This is a genomic window from Streptococcus pluranimalium (assembly GCF_047785705.1).
GTDB classification, from domain to species: Bacteria; Bacillota; Bacilli; order Lactobacillales; family Streptococcaceae; genus Streptococcus; species Streptococcus pluranimalium_A.
On record NZ_JBLOJV010000001.1, the window covers coordinates 42,686 to 64,317 of the forward strand.

A 21,632-nucleotide genomic window follows, 5' to 3' on the forward strand; every position below is an offset into this window, starting at 1 on the left:
AAGCTATTTTATACGTTGGTTGTCTTTTTCTAAACTGTTAAATATGTCTATTAAATTCTTAGCTATTTCATCAACTATCGGAACAATGATACTATTACCTAGTTGCTTATAACTTTGACTATAATTAGATTTGATTTTGTAATCTTCAGGAAACCCCATTATTTTAAGACATTCTTTTATAGATAATTTTCTTTTTTGCTGATAAATAACTGGTACATTGTTACCACCAGTTCCCATTTTTGCTGTTAGACATGGGGATATCCCGTTGCAACTAAATGAAACTTTAGACGGTCTTATATTATTAGCGATAATCGGTTCATCAGATTGTTTAGTTCTATTTAGGAATTCATTTATATGAATTTCCATATTATTTATTGCTACCTTAGAGACTTTGTGTTCAACTCCTTCGTTATCAGAAATAATATTTTTCAAAGTGAGCATTAGCTCTTTTTTTTCAGGGAAAACTAATTGTAAATTTGGCTTTATTTCATCACAATACATCTCATTGTTTATTCCAACACAATACCACCTATTTCTATTTTGAGGAACACCATAGTCTTTAGCATTTAGTAATTTCCAGCTAATAGAATAGTTCAAATCTTCTAAAATATTAGTTATGGTTGTCAAAGTCTTCCCATTATCATGATTTACTATTCCCGCTACATTCTCTAGTATGAATCCTCTCGGTCTCTTATCATTAATAATTCTGGCAACTTCAAAAAATAAAGTACCTCTTACATCATCAAAACCTAATCTTTTTCCTGCTATAGAAAAAGGTTGGCACGGGAAACCGGCACATAAAATATCATGGTCAGGAATATTTTCTGATTTGATTTCAAAAATATCACCATGAGGAATCTCATTAAAATTTTCCTTATAGGTTTCTCTAGCAAATTTATCAATTTCACTTGAAAAAACACATTTTGCTCCATTTTTCTCTAATGCTATACGAAATCCACCAATACCAGCAAATAAATCAATAAAATTTATTTTCATTTTTTATTATTCTCCTTTACTTTCTAATTTTAAAAGAAAATCATTCAAATGATTAAATATTTCTTTAATTACCGGTGGACTAACTGCATTCCCTGCTTGTTTGTATAACTGAGTATCACTAACACCAATGGATTTTAAATTCTCTATAAAGCTATCATCAAACCCTTGGGTTCTAAGATTTTCAATAGGTGTCAGTTTTCTAATCCTCATCTGTCCATCTTCATTAACTAAAATCTTAGTTGTATCTGATCTAGCTAATAATGTAGGCGAGATTCCTCTAATAGAATGTACTCTCCTCTGCCTCTCTTGATCGTTATGAATATTTTTTGGCAAATCAAATAATCGAATAATTTTTCTCTCCGAATTAATTTCTTTAATTTTAATTTTTAATAGAAATTCCTTTATTTTTGGAGTTTCAAAATAATATTTCTCATCAACTACAGGATCTAATATATTTTCTATGGTTTTAAAGTCATCAATTTTTCTCATATTATTAAAAAAATTAAAAGAATTAAAGTTAGATTTTTCATTTAGTTCTTGTTTTAACTTATTTATTTTTACACTTCTTTCATCAACTTCGTAATTTTCTTTTTGGAAATGTCTAATCCCAATAATGAATGTTCTTGATCTACTTTGTGGTACACCCATTTCGGAGGAATTGATGATAGTAAAATCAATTGTATATCCCAATTTATTTAATATATCTAAAATTGTTCTTATAGTATTGGACTTGTCATGATTAATTAGGTTTTCTACATTTTCTAAAAGAACAATTTTTGGCGATTTTTCCTTTAGTATTCTAGCAACATCAAAAAATAGAGTTCCCCTAGTATCATTGAAACCATCTCTCTTTCCTGCTATACTAAACGCTTGACAAGGAAAACCTGCAACTAAAATATCATGATTAGGTATTTCTTTCTCACTAATCTTTGTGATATCACCAAATAATTGATGATTAGGAAAATTTGCAAGATACGAAGCTTTAGCGAATTTTTCAATTTCTGAAGCAAAAACAACACTTGCTTTCATTGAAGATGAAAGGATTCCACTTTCAAAACCACCTATACCTGAAAATAAACTTACAATTTTCAGGTCAGTTTCTGGACAATCTGTGATTTTGTCTTTTCTTTCAACAATATCTTTTATATCACAATCAAGACATTCACAAATTCGATCAATCACTTCCATACTTACATATTGATTTTTACTTAATTTAGATAGTGTTTGATTACTAATTTTTGCCATATCACGTAACTGGGTTTTATTTAAATTATAATCAACCAATTTTTTCCATAATTTTTTATATGAAACGCTCATATGACACCTCTTTGTAGATAATAGTTCTGTATTTACAGAATTATTGTACCATAATATTGGCTAACTTTCAATTCAAAACACTTTAAACTTTTACATATAAACTCTAATCAAACCCATCAACTCAACCTATAAATAACAGACTTGTCAACTCCACACTCTTCTCAAGTAAAAATTTCTCTTCAAGAAAAAAATTCCTAAGCATCATTCCAAATCGAACATCACTCAGAAATCCTTTATTTATCAGCATATTTACTACATCCGATCTATTTTCTTTCCAACAACACTACACACTCCACATGATGCGTTTGTGGAAATAGGTCTACGGGTTGTACTTTTTTGAGTTGGTAGCCGAGTTCTGCATAGTATTTGACATCACGCGCCATAGTTGCTGGGTTACATGAGATATAGGTGATTTTTTGAGGTGCCATAGCGACACTTGCTTTGATAAAACTCTCTGTCAAGCCTTTTCGTGGTGGATCAACGATGATGACGCTAGGCTTAAGACCCTCTTTGGACCACTTGGCCATGGCATTTTCCGCAGAGTCGGTGACATACTGCACATTGGTGATGCCATTACGCTCTGCATTTTTCTGAGCATCTTCAATAGCACTATCGACAATATCAACACCATAGACTGCTTTGACCTGCTTAGCAAAGGATAAACCAATCGTGCCAATGCCTGAATAGGCATCAATGACCACATCATCTGCTGTCAATTCTGAAAATGAAATGGCTATTTGGTAAAGTTTTTCAGCCATTTCTGTATTAACCTGATAAAAAGACTCAGGAGAAATGGCATAGTCATTGCCTAGCATTTGATCAGTGATCGTCTCCTTGCCATAAAGAAGGCGAAAGTTGGAACTCATAATCTTATTGGTCTTTTGATCATTGATATTTTGGATTATAGAGACTACATTTGGAAATGCTGCGATGATTTTTGCGATGATCTGTTCAATCCGAAATAGTTTGGGACGGGTTGTCACAAAGACCAACATCAGCTCACCCGTATAATGACCTCGACGTACAACCAAATGACGAATCAAGCCTGTTTGCTCTACCTCATCATAAGGCTTAAGGTCATATTGACGTAATAGATCTCGAACAAAAAGAACCAGAGCATCTATTTCTTTATGTTGAATGTAAAAATCTTCCATAGGTATCAAATCATGGGAATGTTTTCGAAAAAAGCCTGTTTCTACTTGACCATTAAGACGACGAACAGGTATGGCTGCTTTATTACGATAAGCAATCGGATGAGCCATACCAAGGGTTTGGGCCACCTCAATATCAGTGATGCCCGCTATCTTATAAAGGTTTTTCAGAACCTGTTGACGCTTAAAGACCAGCTGCTCATCATAGGACAAATGCCCCAAATCAGCAATCCCTGAACGCAAGTAGGCAAGATCAAGGCCTTGATAACGCTGGTCAGAAAACTTCAGATAGGCCTCCACTTTACCAAAGCCGATTTTTGAGGTTCGTTTGAGCACTCGCATCTGAATGCGTTCGCCAGGCAGGGCGTTGTCGACAAAAAACACCAAGCCCTCTACTTTAGCAATCCCTTGGCCTTCGTGGCTTAAATCAATTATATCTACTTCAACAATATCATTTTTTTGCATCTTTTTAACTCATTTCTAGTGTGACAGATCTACTCTTTTTCAAATGAAAAAGAGAGAGCTTCCTCTCTCATTATATCATATTTACCTCAATCCTAAGTCAGATAATTTCTCTTGGTATTTATCAAAATCAATGGCCAAGCCTTGACCACCATAGACATCAAACTCATCAATCCAGTCACCTTGCTCTGGAATCGTAGTTTTTTGAATAGCAAAGTCACCGCTAGCTAAGCTGGTTAAGCCTGCCTTTAGGAGATAAGGGTAAGAAACATTGGTTGAGGTCAAGGCGTAGATTTTACCCAAAGCCTCAGAGCCTGTGAAAAGCTTGCTTGGGTCTTTAACTTGCTTCATAATCTCGCTCAAGACCTGTTGCTGCCTTTGAGTACGTCCATAGTCTCCCAAATCATCCTTACGAAAACGGGCATAATTTAGGAGTGTACGACCATCCATGCGTTGCTTACCAACTCTAATGATCTGATCTGGCACATTGCCCTGCTCATCCATGGACAAATCATCTGGAACGGCTACCTCATCAACGTCCTCACCATCCACTGTCGCAAATACTGCATTGATTGAAACGCCCTTTGGAAATAAAGCATCAATAGCCTCAGCAAAGGTTTCAAAATCCACCATCATGTAGTATTTAATATCAATATCAAAATTAGCTTTAAGCGTCTCACGCATCAGCTCTGCACCCTGATGATTGTTTTGCTCACCAACGTTAAAGGCCGTATTCAGCTTTTGATCGTTCAAGTAGTCTGTGCTACTAAGACCAGGAATGTTTACCAAGGTATCTCTCATAAAACTGACCATTTTAACATCTTTGTCTTTATTGCCAACATTAACAACCATGATGGTATCAGTCCTAGCATCTTCACTGCCTTGAGCAATACGTTTATCACTGCCTAAGATTAAGATATTGGCCCCATCTCTGCTATCTTGTCCCTCAAAATACTCCTGAACAGCCGGTTGCAATTGTTCGCCATTAGACTTTGAACTGCCTGTGACCCCTTTAAAGAACATGACAAAAAGAGCTGCCATTAGCATTAAAAAGAGAAACATTACAGTTAAAAAGAAGCGTTTCACACGCGATCTTTTGGGCTTGTTATGCCCTCTCCCTTTATCTGAAATAGCTTGCTGTCTTCTATGTTGACGCGAATAACGTGGCTTGTGGTTGCTTGATTGCCTAGCTTCCGGAAAAACTGGCAGACCTTGAGCTGTCAGATTGTCTTGATAAGTCGTTTCTATTTGATCATTGATTTGCTGTTGCTTATGATAAAGGTAATCAAATTCAGCTTTTTCACGTTCACTAAGATAGCGACTATGCTTCAAAAGATACTGATACCGCAATTCTTCGTGATGCGATAGGCCTTCTGTGTGTTTTTTTACCATGATAAATGTCTCATACTATTCTATCCATTCATACTGACTAAACGTTTTTGCTGGCTTTAAAAAGAAAGCCCATCTAAAATCTTATAATTTCTTCTAGCACTTGTCAAGAATTCATTGGCACTCTCTCAAATAGCGTTGACGCAATGACTCCCTTGCTTCTAAATACATGATAAGGTCAGGATTTTAAGCCCAACCTTGTCATGACTATAAGAGATCATCAAGTGCCTGATCAACACGCTTTTTAATCAAGTTTGCAGATGCTTCTAGCTTAGCGATCTCATCATCAGTCAATGGCAAGGTGACATCACCTACTTTGCCATCATGTCCTATCAAGGCTGGATAGCCAATATAGGTTCCTAAGGTCTCTTGGTAACTTGAGACGACTAATGCTTTTTTAGCATCTGAAAAAATAGCTTTGATAAGGCGAATAGCCGTTGTGGCAATGCCGTATGACGTGTAACCTTTACCATAAAAGACCGTATGGCCGCCCTTCATAGTGGCTAAGGTAAGATCATCTAATGCTTTCTCAGAAAGAAGAGCCGAAATCGCCTGTCCTTCAACACGAACCTGACTCCAGGCAGTAAACTGTGAGTTACCATGCTCACCAAGCGTATAACCAGATACACTTTTAGGAGTGACCCCTAGACGCTCACTAACAACACGCTTCATCCGAGCCGTATCAAGAAGGGTCCCAGTCCCAATCACGCGCTCTCTAGGAAAACCCGTCAAAGCTTGGTAGAGGGCTGAGACAGCGTCCACTGGGTTAGAGATAACGATGAGGATACCGGAAAATCCTGACGCCTTGAGCGAAGCCGCAACCTTAGGGACTTGTTCCTGCATGAAAGCAAACTCCGCAAATCTGTCTTCTCCTGCATTATGTTGAAGACTGATATTACCAAGGGCTGACACCACCACATCAGCATCTGCTAAGGCAGCATAATCATTGATGGTGATGGTCGCAAAGCTGGAATGATTGGCCATGGCATCCTGAAAATCCAGCTGTTCTGCACGCACTTTCTCTTCCTTAGGATCAATCAGCACATAATGGTCTGCCAGTCCCTGAGCGATAAGCCCATGTGTCAAGGTTGAGCCGACATGTCCCATTCCAATAATACCCATTTTACGAGCCATAGGCTATCTCCTCTCTCTACATCGGCTGCTGTCTTTAAATGTCTGCTAATTCTTTTAAAGGCTTAAAGATGATACGCTCAAGATCTGACATGTAGGTAGCTAGCGCTTGTTGAGCATTGAAATAATCTCTCACACTTGGATCAGCCTCTATTTTTTCAGTCATTGACTGAATAGCTTTTTGATCGTCTTCTGAGGGCATTTGTCCAGATTGCATCTTCTGGTACAAATCCTCTTGAAAGGCAGAAAACTCTGCAAAAAGAGCTTTTGAGTCTGGATTAGCATCAACGCTAGCTCTAGCATCAACAACCATCTGATACTCTGGTAACTTACGAATACCACGCTCTAGTTCATTTGCTAAATCATAAATATTAGTTGTCATGACAACATCCTCCAATTTTTTAATGCTTATACCTACTATTTTACCATAATAGATGTCATTTCATTCCCTTTAAAAAATCAATACTAATCTTATTTTTTGGTCTCTGTCCAAAAGCCTATTGACCAAGCGATGCTGGGGATCTTCTACTTCCTTCAAAAATAGCCCTTAAACCATTTCCTTCATATGGGTCTTGTAGGATGCGTTTAATCTTTCGATCAACTGCTTTTTTTCGGTTGTACTGGCAAAAGCATCTTCAATCGCCGTCAGGTTGTGATTATAAAAATCACGGATGGTAACGCCAAAGTGCTCAACGTAGAGGCTATATTCTTTGGTCAGTGAGGTATCTGAGACTGTTCGATTATCAGTATTGATGGATAACCTAGCATTAGCTTCCTTCATCAAGAGATAGGGAAAATCCGCCAAGGTCTTCGCTGCCTTGGTGTGAAGATTGGAAACCAAACACAGCTCCCCGTGAACACCCTTTTTAACAAACTCAGCTAGTAAATCAGGGTCTTTCGATAAGGCTGTGACATGACCTAATCGCTGAATGCCCAAATCCATCGCATCTTGAATGTAATTAGGGCAACCACATTCTCCTGCGTGAAAGGTCATTGGGTGAGAGCGCTTTTTCGTATCCAAAATCATATCAGCAAGCCGCTTAGGAGGATAGTCTGACTCATTGCCCGCAAAATCATAACCCACAATGGCCTCGTTATCCATCTGATCCACCTGATCAAAAATAGAGGTGGTTAAATCAGGAGGAGATTGCCTTAACCCACAAATCAAGGCTTTCGCAACAATCTTAAAATCCCTTTGAGCTTCTTCTAAACCTTGACAGACTGCTGATACCACTTGGGTAGCGTCTAAACCTTTATCCATTGATAGTTCGGGTGCAAAGCGAACTTCAATGTAAATCACGTTTTCCGCAGCAGCTGTTTTAGCAACATCGTAAGCAGCGTATCGCAAGGCTTCTTGGGTCTGAAGCAGGGGTCTGATAAAGCCAAAAGTCTTTAAATAATCGTTTAAACTTTGACAAGAAACCGGTGCCGTAACTAATGATTTCAACTCCTGATCAGTATCAGGAAGCCAAACATGAGCTAGTTTAGCGAGATGTCTAATAGCATCAAGCGACAAGGAGCCATCCAAATGACAATGCAATTCTACCTTAGCTAAAGATGTTAGTGTGGTCGGTGAGATCATAAGCAATTTCCTACTAAAAAGTTATCACTATCATATCACAAATACTGGGTTATGATGAGCGATTACTTATGATTACGACTTGTTTAGCCCTAATGACAAAGGTTCGTTTAGAAAGGAATTGAAAACAAGGTCTACAAACTTACCTCACCGTCTCTATCTGCCAGTGACGATGTCCTCTAAAGCGAATGGCTCCTTCTTGATCTGTGCGATAGACTTGCATGCCTTGCTGTTCAAAGCGTTCCAAGGTTTCAGTATTGGGGTGGTGATAGCGATTGTTCAAGCCTGCTGAAATCAGGGCTACTTTGGCGTTGATATGCCTTAAAAATGCTGGATCTGATGAGCCTTTTGAGCCATGATGACCCGCCTTTAACACATCAACTGCTAGCTTTGGATACTTGTTGATCAAGGCTTTTTCCCCTTCAATCTCCAAATCCCCTGTAAACAAAAAGGTCTTGTCCAGTAATTTTCCATAAAGCACTAGAGAGTCGTTATTACCCCCATCTCCTTGCTCCCAAGGATAGAGCACTTGCAAGAAAGATCCCATCATAGGTAGTTGATCACCTGCCTTGATAAGACGAACCCTAGTCTTCATTTTTTGTAATGCCTCTACAAATGATGGCTCGGTCATTGCCCCTGGGCTGACCAATATTTCCTTAATCTTAAACGCCTTAGCCAAAACCTGCATATCTCCCATGTGGTCAGTATCGGTGTGGGTGATTAAGAGCTGATCAATGTTTGATATCCCCCGACTTTTCAAGTAAGGGATGGAGGTTCGCTTTGCATTGGCTGTCATCTGACGCTCTCGCCACTGCTCTTTTTGAGCAAACACGACTCGACCACCCGTATCAATCAAGAGATTCTTACCCCTCATATCCCTAATGAAAATCGAATCTCCCTGCCCAATGTCCATAATGGTAACTTCATTCTCCAAAGGATTTTTCGTCACTCCAAACAAGACCACTAGCCCCAACATCAACCCATATCTGACTTTTTTGACCCTCCAAAAATCATGCAAAGCAGCTAAACTCATTAACATGATAAGAAGAACTAAGAAGCTAGGGCTACCAAAGACCAAGGGTCTAGGGGATAACTCTCCTACCCACTTGATCAAGACTTCTAAGAAGGCAAAGAAAGGGTTCAAAAAAGCTAAGGATACTAAAGGACTAAGGATTAAAATCAAACCCAACAAGGGTAACATCAGCACATCAAAAACAAGGGCAAAGCCCGCGGTTAAAAGCATTGACATGGGCTGAAAAGTGCCAAAATAAAACATGAGAAGAGGCAAGATCGCAACGGACAAGACTAAACTCTCAACCACTGCTTTTTGCCGTCCCTGCAATGCCTCTAAATCAAGGGTTGCTAAGATAAAGGCATAGGCAAAAGACAGGACACCTCCTGGCGTCTGCAAAAAATGAGGAGATAGGAAAAACAAGAGTAAGATGGTCAATCCCAAGTTATCCCACTGACGAAGGCCAAACTGACTGAGAATGGCTTGAATGAGGCTACGAACTACCGAAATCGTAAAGCCAGTCAGCCCTGCGTAAACCAAGGCAAAGCCCATCAAGGCATACTTGAGATGCTCTCTAAATAACCCTACTCTTAGAAAAAGCCAGCGAAAAATCCCGATAAAAAAGCCAACCTGCATGCCAGAAAGGGCAAAAAGATGAATAATCCCCAACTCTGTGTAAATCTCACTCATCTCATCAAAGGATTGATCCAAATGTCCCAATAAAAGCCCCGTCATATAATGTTTCATGGGAGCTGGAAAATGGTGGTCGATATGCACCAAAAGCCGTCGTCGCCAAAGCCTAACCCTCTCAACCAAATGCCTTGGCTTGACAGGACGAATAGCCTTGATTGACTTGACACTAACAAGACCATAAATGCCCTCACGCTTTAAATAAGCCTTGTAATCAAATCCCTTAAAGTTGCGCTGACCAATAGGCCTCTCCACCGTCCCTACCACCGATAGACTCACTAAATGATCCAGGTTTTGGAAATACTTTTTTTCTGATGGTGTTTGTAATTGGTAATAGACTTGATAAACCTGCTTGCCTTCAGAAGCACGCACTGATAACAAATCGCCATCAATAGACAGACTATCTGGAAGCAATCTCAAGGTTTGGACTTGACTTGGTAGCTGTCTTTCCATGCTCTCTTGCTTGATTTTGACCACCGCAAAGTAAGCGGCAAACAAGGAGACCAGAAGAAGTGTTTGAGCAAGCGTTTTGAGATCATACTGCTTGACTAGGGCTAGGATGATGATCGTCAAGCCTAAACCAACAAGCCAAGATGGTGACATGATTAGGCTATAAACCAGAGCGACTAAAAAAGCCAGATACATGGGCTGCAAAGAGAGCGATTTAATCAACACTGACTTCCTTTCGGATCCTTTCCAAGGTTTTGTCACCGATGCCTGAGACATTGGATAACTCATCCACCGATTGAAAACCGCCATTGCTATCACGGTAGTCTAAAATATCTTGTGCTCGTTTTTGACCGATACCAGAAATGGTTTGTAGATCAGCTAAGGTCGCCTTATTGAGATTAACCTTTTCAGTAGCCTTAGATGGATCATCAGGCTTTGCTGAGGCTTGGTTAACGACCGACAGTTGCTCTCCTACAGTCGCTACATAAATAACGGCCTCATCACTTAGTTTCTGAGCAAAATTCACCGACTGTCGATCGGCTTGTTCGCTGACACCACCTGCTAGGTTGATCGCATCATTGACACGACTGTTACTAGGTAATTCATAGACACCTGGTTTTTGGACAGCCCCCTTGATGTCCACAGTGATATAAAGGGAAGTGCTATCCTCTTTTGCTTCACTTGTTTTGGCTACTTTAGCTGTGCTGCTCGTTTTTTCGGACTGAGTCACCAAAGGCTCTAATGGTTCTCCTTGATCAGGCTTTGAAGGATTGAACCAAAAAAAGCCTCCAAAGATAAGACCCACAAGGACTATCCCAGCTAAACCTGCTAGTAATTTGTTGTCACGACTTTTTTCCACAATAAGCTCAATCATCATTTTCCTCCTATTTTATTATTCGAAAAAGGATTCTAAAAAAACTTCAGCTAACTGAAGTTTTTGAAGATTATGGTTTTTTGACGGTTCGCTCTGGATTCCAGATAAAACTGGCTATCCAGCTAAAGATTAGGGTCAAACAAACAGCCACAATAGCTAAAAGTCCCAGTGGGATGCGGTAAATTAGAGTAAGGGGATGACGCGTCATTTTTGTGGTACGATAGCTTTCATTTTCAGCATCTAGCTGATCAAAAGCGGCTTGAATGCGACGAGCCACCTCAGCAATCCCCTCATCATTCATCCGACGAATGTCTGATATATCGATCGGATTGCCAAAATTCATGTCCACTCGTTCGCCCTTTAAAAGCCCTTTTGCGGTCATAGGCCCAGTATAGGCCGCAGGCATAATTTTGACCTTGGCTGTTTTGGCAATCACTGCAACGCCACCTTTGACATCTTGAGAATGACGGCTACCACTCGGAAACATCACCAAGGAACGATCGCCTTTTCGCAACATGCTGACAGGATACTTGATGGCTTCTTGACCTGGATTGTTACGATCGATGGGAAAAGCGCCACACATGCGAATCCACCAGCCAAAGACACGATTCGTAAATAACTCTTTTTTTGCCATGAAAATAAATTTTTTAGGACGGGCTGCGAAAGCCATGTAAACGGGATCCCAAAAAGTCCTATGAGGTGCTACAAGGATATAATTCTCATCAGCGGGTAATATTTTGCTCTCATTATGATAGTGGGCATTGCCATTAAAAACCCACAGCAAAAAAACCACTAAACCACGTAAATACACATAAAACATGCTCTTTCCTCCCTACCTATACCATCTATTATAGCATTTTATAAGCATTTGGAAAATAGACAAGGATATCTCAATGAAAACATATCATCTCTCACGATCTGGCTATTGTTTATAGCTAAAGATAGTTGAAAAGCCTTGGAAACAGTTATCGCAAGGCTTTCTCTGTACCTTATACAAGACGCGCCTGACTGACACATCCCTATCTCCTATCAATTAATCCCTAAGCCTTAAAGGCCTCGTAGAGCTTTTGATATAAGTGATTTTTTTCGTTTTTCTGAGAATTATACTCTTTTTTGCCGTAGTCAAAATTAGCTACTGCAAATCCTTCCGCATCATTATCAGAGAAAGTCAAATATTCTATGTCAATTAAAGTATTCTTTTTAGAATCCTCTATGGCAGTTTCTAAATGACTGTTAAATTGTGTAACATCCTCTTCACTAACTCCAAACCCCATAGCAGCTCCATCTGCAATGATATTTGAAAAGATTTCTTCTGAAGAGGCTACTTCTTTGGCAGATATTAGATAGACAGCATCTTCTGTTTCGACTTGCTTGACTTTACGCCATTTTTTAGCATCACTAGAAGAGATAGTATAGACGGTTAATTCAACCGTTGCTTTATTGGCATTTTCTGTTTTCATAACGTGTTTTCCAAAGAAGAACATGGCAAGTATTGCTGCTATGACTAGCAAAATCATATAACTGGACTTTTTCATATCTGACTCCCTAAATCTTTCATATCAATGACTACATCAACTTTTTGGTACACTGCTGGATCGTGTGTGGCTATAATAAGGTATTTATTTTCAGCTGCTTCACTCAATAATAAATCAATGATTTCTTCTCCAATTTCACTATCCAAAGCTCCTGTAGGCTCATCTGCTAAAATAATCTTACGAGGTTTCATTAACATTCTGGCAATAGCGACACGTTGAGCCTGTCCTCCAGATAATTCGTATATTTTTTGATTGATATAATCGCTAGAAAGGCCTACTTTTTCAAGAGCATCAGACATCATCTTTTTGTCTTTATTGATGAGACTCAGATTATCATAAACGGTTTTATTTTCAATTAAAGAATAGTTCTGAAAAACATAGCCAAGACTGTTTTTAAAGAAACTTCTCTCCTTGGTTTTCCAAATGTCCTGTCCATCAACGAGAACGGTTCCACTGTCGATTTTTTCTAGTCTGCCTATGATATTAAGCAGGGTACTTTTTCCTGAGCCAGAACCTCCAATCAAGGCATAACTCTTACCAGCTTCAAACCTTAAATTCAAATCAGTGAATATTTTTTTTGAGCCAAATGTTTTGGTCACATTTGAGATATCAATGGTCATTATTCATCTCCTTTTAAAATTTGAGTGTATCTGTCAGATAATTGTCTAAAACTAATGATTGTTGACGTCATTAAAACCATTAATGAAGCAAGACCAATATACAATAACGCTACTTGCCCTGTCAGCAGAAATGTCAGTAGGATAACCACTGTAAGCGTCATAATAATGTATTTGAGGTTTGATATGGCTATCCGTAGTTTTGAAAGACCTAAAATAATCTTTTTAACATCGTCATTTTGTTTTGACGACATAAAGAGTTGAACATATTGGTAAATCAGTAAAAATACAATGCCATAAATCATCTTTTGCAAGATGTTGGAAAGGAAAATTTGATGCTCTAAGGATGTCACATTAAGTTTCACTATTTGGTAAACATCTACTGGATTGATGGAAAAGTTAGCTTTCTGACTCAAATCGTTAATGCTCTTTATGGCTTGTGGACTAAAAAGGGAATTGTTTACAATATTACTAGCCAAAGACACGTCCTTGTCTTCAATCATTTGATCAGTATCTAGCACAACGACTATATTATCTTTACTCTCAGCTAGACCTGCTAAAGGTAGAGTAGGCTTAGTATCAGCATAATGGTCGCCATTTTCATTGAAGTAAAATAATGATTTTCCATTAGGAATGATTTTCACTGCAAGATGGTCTTTGGTATAGTTTGTTCCAGAAAATTGCTCTGCTACAACGGTATTCTCAATGGATTGCTTATTCTCTTCAAATTTTTTAGGAATATAAATCGTTGCTATCTTATGATCTAATACCTGATAATCAGTTCCATTAACCTTATTTTGGACATTAGCTCCTGTTTGATTGATATAAACCAGTTCCTTATTGACTTCTGGATGCTTTATGCCATCATTTTCTAATGTTCTAGAAAAATCTTCTGCAAAAGCAGACGACTTGAGATGATCTGGAATGTATACTGAAGATGGTTTGATATATAAAAATTCCAATTGTTTTAAGGCAGCGGCGATAGGCAGATATTGCGATTCTGAAGCACTGGTTTCACCACTATCAACAGATTCCGTTTCAAGTCCCAAAAACTCTGGTCTTTTCCAATCTTTTACTGCACTCCAAGGTTCTAAGTGCTTTATCTGCATGTTAATCTTTGATTGACTAGCCTTTGTTTCCCGTAAAAAGACTCCTGAAACACCTATTATGCTGGAAATAACCGCAAGCCATACGATAAAAATGAGACTATTTTTGGCCTTGTTTTTGATAATCTCAATGGGTTTTTCAACCTTAATCGTCAACCAAAAGAGGATCAAGGTAATCATATCAATGATTTGAAATAGAATAAGATTGGTTAACAGCATTGAGAAAAACAACTTGGAGCTATAAGTGAAGAAACCCTCACCCCAAAAATAACGATAAGCAATCATCAATAAAGCGATCATCACCAATTCAAAAGTAACCGAAATGGCATAATCTTTTCTTAGATGGTATATGGGTAAACCTAAGGAACGCCTGATAATCCCTTCTTTTATCTGTCGCATCCTAACAAGAAACAACACAACTAATAAGGTTAAGTAAATGGATAGCATTAACAAGAACCTTAGCGTCCCAGCAAATGGTAAAATACCTCCTATGTACCAGGGATAGGCCATATAGACGATTTTCAATCCTGTATTTTTAAAGGGGTTTAAACGATTGGTATCTAGTCTTCCTAAAGTATAATACATCCCTGTTATCGGCATGGACTTTAGTTGGTTTACGTTGCTATCATTGACCTTTACATAGGTCAACTGACCCGAATCTTGAACAAGGGGCTTATAAAGGTCAACTTTTTGGGTTGTTGATAGCTTGCTAAGCCTTTGATAGAAGTCTTTACTAGAAAGGTTGCTTTTTCCTTGGATGGAAAAAGCACCGTCAATGGGTAAAGGTACTGGCTTTTGCGTATCATTAATGCTGATGACACCAATTGCAGCTATTAAACAAAAGAAGAATCCAATGACACCTAATTTTAATTTCATAAGCACCTGCCTACTAGTTTAGTCTAAAAGACCCGTAAAATGCTCGGGTCTTTAACTTTCATAAATCAATGTTAGAATCTAAAATAATTCCAATGTGCGTTTAAACGAACATCATTCCAACTTTTTGGTGAACTTGACATGGCCCATCCATACTTTTGAGAACTATAGGCCTTAACGGTTCCCCAAACATTAGTGATAGAAGATTTTGAACCAATATTATTTGGAGACTTAACATAATAATTAGAATAAGCATAGTTAGCACTAACACCATAATGCCATTCATCGATAATGGGATAGGGAGCGGGATTAGCTGTTGCTGCACTAACAAAACTAGTTGCAGTAAGAAAACCAACACTTAGAGTGAACACTGAAAGCAAAGCTACCATTTTGTGACTAATTCTTTTTTTCATATTACTTCTCCTTAAATAAAATATTGAGTAACTGAAGAATCAACTATTATTCAACAACATAATACCACATTACTGTTTCAATTGCAAGAGGCTAAATGTCAAATAGTTGAGAGACATTTGGAAAATAGACAAGGATAGGTCTTTCACGACATAGTATGGCTCTTTTTTTAGAGATAACTTTTTTAAGCCAGTATCGCAGATCTTTCTTATCGCCTCATGTCTTTGGCATCATAACAGCAAAAGAGAGAATCAAGATGATCCTCTCCTTACTCTATCTAACGTGTCTTTGCTAGTTATTTTTGATGGCTAGTCCTGTTTCGCTATCACTTTTGGTTCAAAATGATGACCAAAAAGATTAGGTCTCATCATTTTTAGCATCAAAGATTGAGCTACGAAAATCATTGGTCTGTCTCAAATAAGCATTGTAAATGGCTTTTTTCAGACGACGGACGGCTGATCTTTGATTGTCTGAAATGGTGTTTCTAGCAATATCACTATGGACAGCTTGAGCAATCAATAATTGAAGGGCATCAAAGCCTGTAATGGCTTTTTCTTCGCCATCTATCTGTAGCGTCACTGCTTTGAGATGGCCTAATTGCTTAATCCGCTCATCAAACATGGCTTTTTTGAAGTCTTGCCATGTCGCATACTGATCTTGGTAAATATTGTTAAGCACACGCTTATCATTAACCAATCCCACGACACGACGGTGATAATCACTGTAGATGGTTTCATTCGCAGCCAGCGCTTCAGCGACGTATTGGTTAGAGGTATAAGGTACAAAACCATCCTGATAACCCTTATCAGCCAAGAGTTCATAAGCAAATCTGGTAAACATAAAGGTACTTGGTGCGCCAGTTTCCATAGGCAGCATCGCATAGATACTGTTAAACATGTCCATCCAGTAATACCCTGCTCTACCATAAGTTGTATTGCCATGCCCACGGCTGGAGACGACATTGTGATCAATCAAATCATGGACTGTTTTTAGCGACATCTTAGCCCACTCCTCATCCGTGAAATCACGAATGACATTTTCAGCATAGTAAGGTGCTGTGTTTTGGGTATCGTCGCTTGACTGCTTGACGTTAGTAATCTTATTTTCCATGGTCTTGTACCAACGTTTTTGGATAACCTCTGGTTGAGCCAAGACGGCACTTGCCTCTGCATAGTCTAAGACATATAGAACATCCATCATCCCATGCACATAGTCTTTTAATGCCTTAGCATCTGTAAAACGTTCAGGGGATAGGTTTTGATAGCGAGTATCACTGTCCTTATGCTCACTAAAATCATAAACAGAGTTAATCACAAAATAATCAGAAGAAGCACCATGTGCAGGAGCTTGTAACAAGCCTGTTGGAAAGGCTTCTGGGTGCATGCCCTCACGTCTACCGTGATTGAGTAAGTAAACCCCGCCATCTAAGTTATGCACCATTTCATGCGTCCAAACAGACGTTCCATAGGCATCTAAAACCCTATTCCAAACAAAATAAACACTCTTTCCATCAGCATAAGCGCCTGAACCATTGTTGGCAATACGACCACGCTCAATCGGACCAAAGAAATCTAAAATCGCCTGATTAGAATCATCACCAAACATTGGTTTCCATTGTCTATCGACCATGTAGCCATCCCAAGTGGTGACATGAGAGGTGCTCAGTTTGTGAGCAGACGCTTCTGGTAAGATACGGTACCAGAAATCCAGATGATCACGCTGCCAGATACCAGCTTGATTGGCTTTTGCCTTCAATTCTTCCAGTTTTTGAGCATACTCTTGAGGATTTTTGACCTTGAGGTCAGGATTGATATAGCGATCATACATGCCATAGGTCATTCCCGACATGTTTGAAAGAATCACAATGCCCTCACGCGCAGTCAATAATGGTAGGAGACCATTGCGTTCACCCTCTATGTTGGTGATTTTATCATAGACGGTATAAGGACGCTCTGGAACTTGCTTAGACTGCTTTTCAACCAAGAGCGCCTTGGTCGTTTTTCTAAACCAGGTATCACCATCCCAGTCTGTAAAGAGCTGACGATTAGCATCCAGATAGTCTATAAGTTGACGGTGACCCGATTGCTTGCCTAAGACATCCGCAAAGGTGGTGAGGTTTTTCGCCAAGCGTAGCCTGTCGTACTGTTGACCCAATGTGGTTAAAAACCTTATGGTATCTACTGGTTTACCAAAGAAGTCTTGGTAATAGATGGCAATATCTTTAATATTGGTTTGTTTAAAGTCAATCCCATACCAACGGTTCATGTAAGCCAAGCCAAGCATCAAAGGCACTTTATTAGCCTTGATATAAGACGCCATATCTCCAGTAGCGCTAGCATAGACATTAGAGGTCGACACAAGACCGCCAATAATAGGCTCTAAATGATCTTTGAGGCTATCGAAGGATTCTTTGAGGTAAAGCTTGTCCATCTTTTCCTTGGCATTAGCAGCTGTAAAGCCGTAGAATGCCTGTACTTCAGGACCGTAATAATCTAATTCACTCAAATCCTGCAAGCTATCTTTGACAATAGCGTCGTTATGCGTCAAGAACTGTTCGGGCGTGTAGATTAGGTCTGTCCCTAAAATCTTGTATTCAGCGATACCAGTTTCCTTAAAGAGTCCTTGATAAGCCACATCCAGATAGGCAATGGACTGATCAGCATAGTGTAGCAGTAATTTGGTGATGGCTTCTTTTTGCTGCTGGTAATTGGCAACCACAGTGTCTCCCGCCATCGGGATAACCGATAGGAGTTTTTGCTCTGCTAATTTTCCAGTCGCCTTATTACCATTTGTGACAATCAGTTCTTTATTGTAAAATGGCAATAATTTTTCCATGTTATGATAAGCGATGAGGTTGGCTGGCTGGTAGTTTTTGACACGGCTGTAGTCCACATCGTAAATCGCATAGTTACTATTGGAAGGCTGACCTAGCTTATCAGGCCATGGCATATCAGCCACTTGTTGCGCTAGTTCTTGGGCTGTCTTAGTTGTCGCAAAGGCATCCTCAAGACCGACAAGGCTAACAGTCGCTTTATCGACAGAGGCATTAGCAGATAATTGTTGACCAACAATTGGCTTAACGTCCTTAAGAACCAAGTCAGACACACTATCACTGATACGTGTGCTATTAGCCATTGTCCCGACGATACCACCAATGAAAGATGGAGAAGCATTCGTTTTCGTCATGTAACCTGTCACATGGACGTTTGAAATGCTACCATTTATCTCTGTATTACCAGAAACACCACCAATACGCGTGAAGGTAGCACCGTTGTAGTTCCCTTGACTGCTATGATCAATCTTAACCCTAGCACCATTGATACTACTTGCACCTTCTAGGTAGCCCACAATACCACCGCTGTAGTTGTAAAACCAGTCATTAACGGTCTTTAGAGAACCGTCAAAAGATACATTCTCAAATTGCGTATTGCTAGCACGGTAAACCAAGCCACCGATAGAGCGATCAGCAGCCAGTTGACCTTGTACGGCTACCTGCGAGATGATACTACTGTTTTTCTTTCCTTGCGCTCGTTTAGCAAGCGCTCCCCATTCGGCAGATTTATTGATGATAGAAACGTCTTTAAGGCTTAAATCTCTGATTTGGAAATCACCTGATAGCGTGTCAAATAAGGGTGCTTTTAGACCGCTAATCGTGTAGTGATGTCCTAATAAAGTGCCCGTAAAATGACCCGCATAAGAGCTCGCACCATTAGCTAGCGTAACATCTGTCGCTCGTAAATCCTCATCTATCTCAAAAGTACCTGAAGGATCTTTTTGAATAGCTTCGATAAGATCTGCAAAATAGCGGTATTTAGTCCCTTGAGAAGGTAGGGTCTGACGAATGTAGAATTGATAACTAGGCTGATCAAGCTGACGGGTCTTATCAAATTGACGTAATTCAGGAGCAGTCGTCACTACCTTGTAGAGTGGGCGCTCATCAATCGTTGGGGCATTGACTGGCACAATCTCTGAAACAGCTAGATAAATGTCTTTTTGACGATCAGACGTCAGCTTGACATAGTAATGCTCAAGATTATCATCAACCTGATCAAGCGTGTAAAGCTTTTGGTAACGGTCATTGGACTTGTGGTAAAGCTCTGCCCCTGAAATATGCTTAAAGGCCACATGCTTTCTCTCCAGCGTAAAGGGCGTTTCAGAAACCACTTTCGTCTGTTGACCCTTACCATTTTCTAAATCATATTGCAACTCTGTTTTGACAATATAATCTACATCACTATCTAAATCACTAATGTCTACCGTAAACTCTGATGCTTTCGAAAGGGAAACAGACTTAACGGTAAGACCATCCTTGTAAACAACTGCAGTAGCTGAAACAAAGGTCTTGTCTGGATCAGTCAAGGTGTAGGTAAGCTTAATCTTATCTTCATGAGCATTTGGCTCAAATTGTTTCAGCCTTAGTTCAGGAATCGTTTTTTCTCTTAAGACATCATAGGAAACGATGAGGGTATCCGTTGACAGATCCTCATAAGTAATCAAAACTGTTCCAGTGAAATCCTCTCCTGCAACTGAGGTATCAGGCTGGATACCATCCTGCCATGTCACGCTAGATAGATTGGTTAGTAAAGACGTGTCCACACTATCAATCGCTGCAATGGTTTTGTTGAGCGAAAGCACTTGTTTGATGGCTTTAGGCTCATTTTGCTCAGCCATTGTTTGTGGGTAAAGCTCCTCAGACCAAGTCTCAATCACATCAGGACTTACTTCAGGGGGATAATTGGCATCAGACCAGCTCTCAACAACATCAGGAGCTATTTCTGGAGGATAGTTAGCATCACTCCAACTCTCCTCTCGAGCAACCTCGATAATGTCAGGAGCTGTTGAAGGTTCCCAGCTGCTGATAATCTCTGGAGTAGGGGCTGAAGGGTAATTCTCATCAGTCCAGATCTCGATCACTTTTGGAGAGACTTCTGGTGGGTAGTTGGCTTCAGACCAACTCTCCTCTCGAGCAACCTCGATGACGTCGGGAGCAATTGATACCTCCCAATTACTGATAACTGCTGGGGAGGATTCTGGTGGATAATTCTCATCAGCCCAGGTCTCGGTCACTTCTGGAGAAATTGCTGGGGGATAATTGGCATCAGTCCAGCTCTCCTCTCGAGCAACCTCGATAATGTCAGGAGCTGTTGAAGGTTCCCAGCTGCTGATAATCTCTGGAGTAGGGGTTGAAGGGTAATTCTCATCAGTCCAAGTCTCGGTCACTTTTGGAGAGACTTCTGGTGGGTAGTTGGCATCAGACCAACTCTCCTCTCGAGAAACCTCTACTGGGATGGGATCTTTAGCTTCTTCCCAAGTTTCGGTCACCATAGACTCATCAAAAGATGAGTCTGGCGTATTTTGAGTGGTTAAAACCGTTTCAACTGAATGGTCGAATACTTTATCAAAAGGTTTTGTCTTATCAGATATTACCGTTGACGCACTGGAGTCTTTCTCTTCTTTTAAATAATATTGAAAAATCTTTCCATTGCTAAATTGTTTGGGTTGAGGTAGTGATTCACCAACCAAAAGCCTAAAGTGCTCAGTTAGTAATGGTCGAAGGCCAGCCTCTAAAGCCGAAGCCTTGGCAACACTAAAACCAAGACCAGTCACAACAATTACTGTGACAATCGTCTTATGACGGTATTTTCTAGGAGTCACCAGAACCGCTATAATACCTAGACCAGATAGTAAGGCTAAAAGATTGGGACTGATTTCCCCAGTATTGGGTAAGCTCGATAAGACGTGATTATCCTGATAAATAAGGGTGTAGCGAGCATCGGTTTTCGCGACTTCCTGTTTAAAATCATGATTGGTCAATACCAGTGCTTGCTTTTCTTCCTCGCTAAGATTTTCGTAAGGCACATAAACATATTCAATCGCCACCGTATTGTCTATCTGATGATCTGCTTGATCAGCGCTGACTCTTTCTAAGGGAGCTACTGAAGCAAGCATTGCCATACCAAGACTAGCAGAAACAACACCAATCGCCAACTTACGTATGGAAAAGCGTTGTCGAAACTGCTCATGAAAAAATGATTTCAA

15 protein-coding genes are annotated in these 21,632 nt (G+C 39.6%); all 15 read right to left on the reverse strand.

The window, feature by feature from the left end:
* Window positions 1–3: 3 nt before the first annotated feature.
* The 15 genes from ACMZ6Z_RS00250 to ACMZ6Z_RS00320 all read right to left on the reverse strand — a co-directional run bounded on the left by ACMZ6Z_RS00250 (window position 4) and on the right by ACMZ6Z_RS00320 (window position 21,632).
* Window positions 4–996 carry a DNA cytosine methyltransferase gene (locus tag ACMZ6Z_RS00250; RefSeq protein WP_416130657.1) on the reverse strand — a complete coding sequence of 331 codons (993 nt, stop codon included), beginning with the start codon at window positions 994–996 and terminating at the stop codon, window positions 4–6.
* A 6-nt stretch (window positions 997–1,002) separates the two neighbouring features.
* Entirely contained in the window at window positions 1,003–2,313 is a 1,311-nt protein-coding gene (gene dcm, locus ACMZ6Z_RS00255; RefSeq protein ID WP_416130658.1) for a DNA (cytosine-5-)-methyltransferase, read from the reverse strand.
* Between the two features lie 263 nt (window positions 2,314–2,576).
* Entirely contained in the window at window positions 2,577–3,929 is a 1,353-nt protein-coding gene (gene rlmD / locus ACMZ6Z_RS00260) for a 23S rRNA (uracil(1939)-C(5))-methyltransferase RlmD (protein ID WP_416130659.1), read from the reverse strand.
* An 81-nt stretch (window positions 3,930–4,010) separates the two neighbouring features.
* The gene (locus ACMZ6Z_RS00265) at window positions 4,011–5,318 is read right to left on the reverse strand and encodes an LCP family protein (protein WP_416130660.1); all 1,308 of its coding nucleotides are present in this window, start codon (window positions 5,316–5,318) and stop codon (window positions 4,011–4,013) included.
* A gap of 204 nt (window positions 5,319–5,522) precedes the next feature.
* On the reverse strand, window positions 5,523–6,449 hold the full coding sequence (locus tag ACMZ6Z_RS00270; RefSeq protein ID WP_416130661.1) for an L-lactate dehydrogenase: 927 nt from the start codon (window positions 6,447–6,449) through the stop codon (window positions 5,523–5,525).
* A gap of 34 nt (window positions 6,450–6,483) precedes the next feature.
* Window positions 6,484–6,828: a YlbF/YmcA family competence regulator gene (locus ACMZ6Z_RS00275; RefSeq protein ID WP_416130662.1), complete on the reverse strand. Its 345-nt coding sequence runs from the start codon at window positions 6,826–6,828 to the stop codon at window positions 6,484–6,486.
* Between the two features lie 165 nt (window positions 6,829–6,993).
* Window positions 6,994–8,025: an adenosine deaminase gene (add, locus tag ACMZ6Z_RS00280; protein WP_416130721.1), complete on the reverse strand. Its 1,032-nt coding sequence runs from the start codon at window positions 8,023–8,025 to the stop codon at window positions 6,994–6,996.
* A gap of 142 nt (window positions 8,026–8,167) precedes the next feature.
* A complete protein-coding gene (locus tag ACMZ6Z_RS00285) occupies window positions 8,168–10,402 on the reverse strand; it encodes a DNA internalization-related competence protein ComEC/Rec2 (RefSeq protein ID WP_416130663.1) in 2,235 nt (744 codons plus the stop codon).
* Complete coding sequence (locus ACMZ6Z_RS00290) at window positions 10,392–11,051, reverse strand: helix-hairpin-helix domain-containing protein (protein WP_416130664.1); 660 nt, start codon at window positions 11,049–11,051, stop codon at window positions 10,392–10,394. The genes ACMZ6Z_RS00285 and ACMZ6Z_RS00290 overlap by 11 nt, the downstream gene beginning before the upstream one ends.
* 70 nt (window positions 11,052–11,121) lie before the next feature.
* Window positions 11,122–11,871, reverse strand: coding sequence for a lysophospholipid acyltransferase family protein (locus ACMZ6Z_RS00295; RefSeq protein ID WP_416130665.1), 750 nt, complete (start codon window positions 11,869–11,871; stop codon window positions 11,122–11,124).
* Window positions 11,872–12,091: 220 nt separating this feature from the next.
* A complete protein-coding gene (locus tag ACMZ6Z_RS00300) occupies window positions 12,092–12,586 on the reverse strand; it encodes a hypothetical protein (RefSeq protein ID WP_416130666.1) in 495 nt (164 codons plus the stop codon).
* Complete coding sequence (locus ACMZ6Z_RS00305; protein ID WP_416130667.1) at window positions 12,583–13,206, reverse strand: ATP-binding cassette domain-containing protein; 624 nt, start codon at window positions 13,204–13,206, stop codon at window positions 12,583–12,585. Before ACMZ6Z_RS00305 ends, ACMZ6Z_RS00300 begins: the two co-directional genes overlap by 4 nt.
* Window positions 13,206–15,185, reverse strand: a complete 1,980-nt coding sequence (locus ACMZ6Z_RS00310) for an ABC transporter permease (RefSeq protein ID WP_416130668.1) — start codon at window positions 15,183–15,185, stop codon at window positions 13,206–13,208. Before ACMZ6Z_RS00310 ends, ACMZ6Z_RS00305 begins: the two co-directional genes overlap by 1 nt.
* 71 nt (window positions 15,186–15,256) lie before the next feature.
* Window positions 15,257–15,595 carry a hypothetical protein gene (locus ACMZ6Z_RS00315; RefSeq protein WP_416130669.1) on the reverse strand — a complete coding sequence of 113 codons (339 nt, stop codon included), beginning with the start codon at window positions 15,593–15,595 and terminating at the stop codon, window positions 15,257–15,259.
* A gap of 355 nt (window positions 15,596–15,950) precedes the next feature.
* Window positions 15,951–21,632 (reverse strand): ZmpA/ZmpB/ZmpC family metallo-endopeptidase, encoded by a 5,682-nt coding sequence (locus ACMZ6Z_RS00320; RefSeq protein ID WP_416130670.1) that lies wholly within the window; start codon window positions 21,630–21,632, stop codon window positions 15,951–15,953.

What these genes read in the sequence shown, in the direction of transcription:
- ACMZ6Z_RS00250 (WP_416130657.1), bottom strand. Translation starts at nt 996, where the DNA reads ATGAAAATAAATTTTATTGATTTATTTGCTGGTATTGGTGGATTTCGT.
- dcm (WP_416130658.1), bottom strand. Translation starts at nt 2,313, where the DNA reads ATGAGCGTTTCATATAAAAAATTATGGAAAAAATTGGTTGATTATAAT.
- rlmD (WP_416130659.1), bottom strand. Translation starts at nt 3,929, where the DNA reads ATGCAAAAAAATGATATTGTTGAAGTAGATATAATTGATTTAAGCCAC.
- ACMZ6Z_RS00265 (WP_416130660.1), bottom strand. Translation starts at nt 5,318, where the DNA reads ATGGTAAAAAAACACACAGAAGGCCTATCGCATCACGAAGAATTGCGG.
- ACMZ6Z_RS00270 (WP_416130661.1), bottom strand. Translation starts at nt 6,449, where the DNA reads ATGGCTCGTAAAATGGGTATTATTGGAATGGGACATGTCGGCTCAACC.
- ACMZ6Z_RS00275 (WP_416130662.1), bottom strand. Translation starts at nt 6,828, where the DNA reads ATGACAACTAATATTTATGATTTAGCAAATGAACTAGAGCGTGGTATT.
- ACMZ6Z_RS00290 (WP_416130664.1), bottom strand. Translation starts at nt 11,051, where the DNA reads ATGATTGAGCTTATTGTGGAAAAAAGTCGTGACAACAAATTACTAGCA.
- ACMZ6Z_RS00295 (WP_416130665.1), bottom strand. Translation starts at nt 11,871, where the DNA reads ATGTTTTATGTGTATTTACGTGGTTTAGTGGTTTTTTTGCTGTGGGTT.
- ACMZ6Z_RS00300 (WP_416130666.1), bottom strand. Translation starts at nt 12,586, where the DNA reads ATGAAAAAGTCCAGTTATATGATTTTGCTAGTCATAGCAGCAATACTT.
- ACMZ6Z_RS00305 (WP_416130667.1), bottom strand. Translation starts at nt 13,206, where the DNA reads ATGACCATTGATATCTCAAATGTGACCAAAACATTTGGCTCAAAAAAA.
- ACMZ6Z_RS00310 (WP_416130668.1), bottom strand. Translation starts at nt 15,185, where the DNA reads ATGAAATTAAAATTAGGTGTCATTGGATTCTTCTTTTGTTTAATAGCT.
- ACMZ6Z_RS00315 (WP_416130669.1), bottom strand. Translation starts at nt 15,595, where the DNA reads ATGAAAAAAAGAATTAGTCACAAAATGGTAGCTTTGCTTTCAGTGTTC.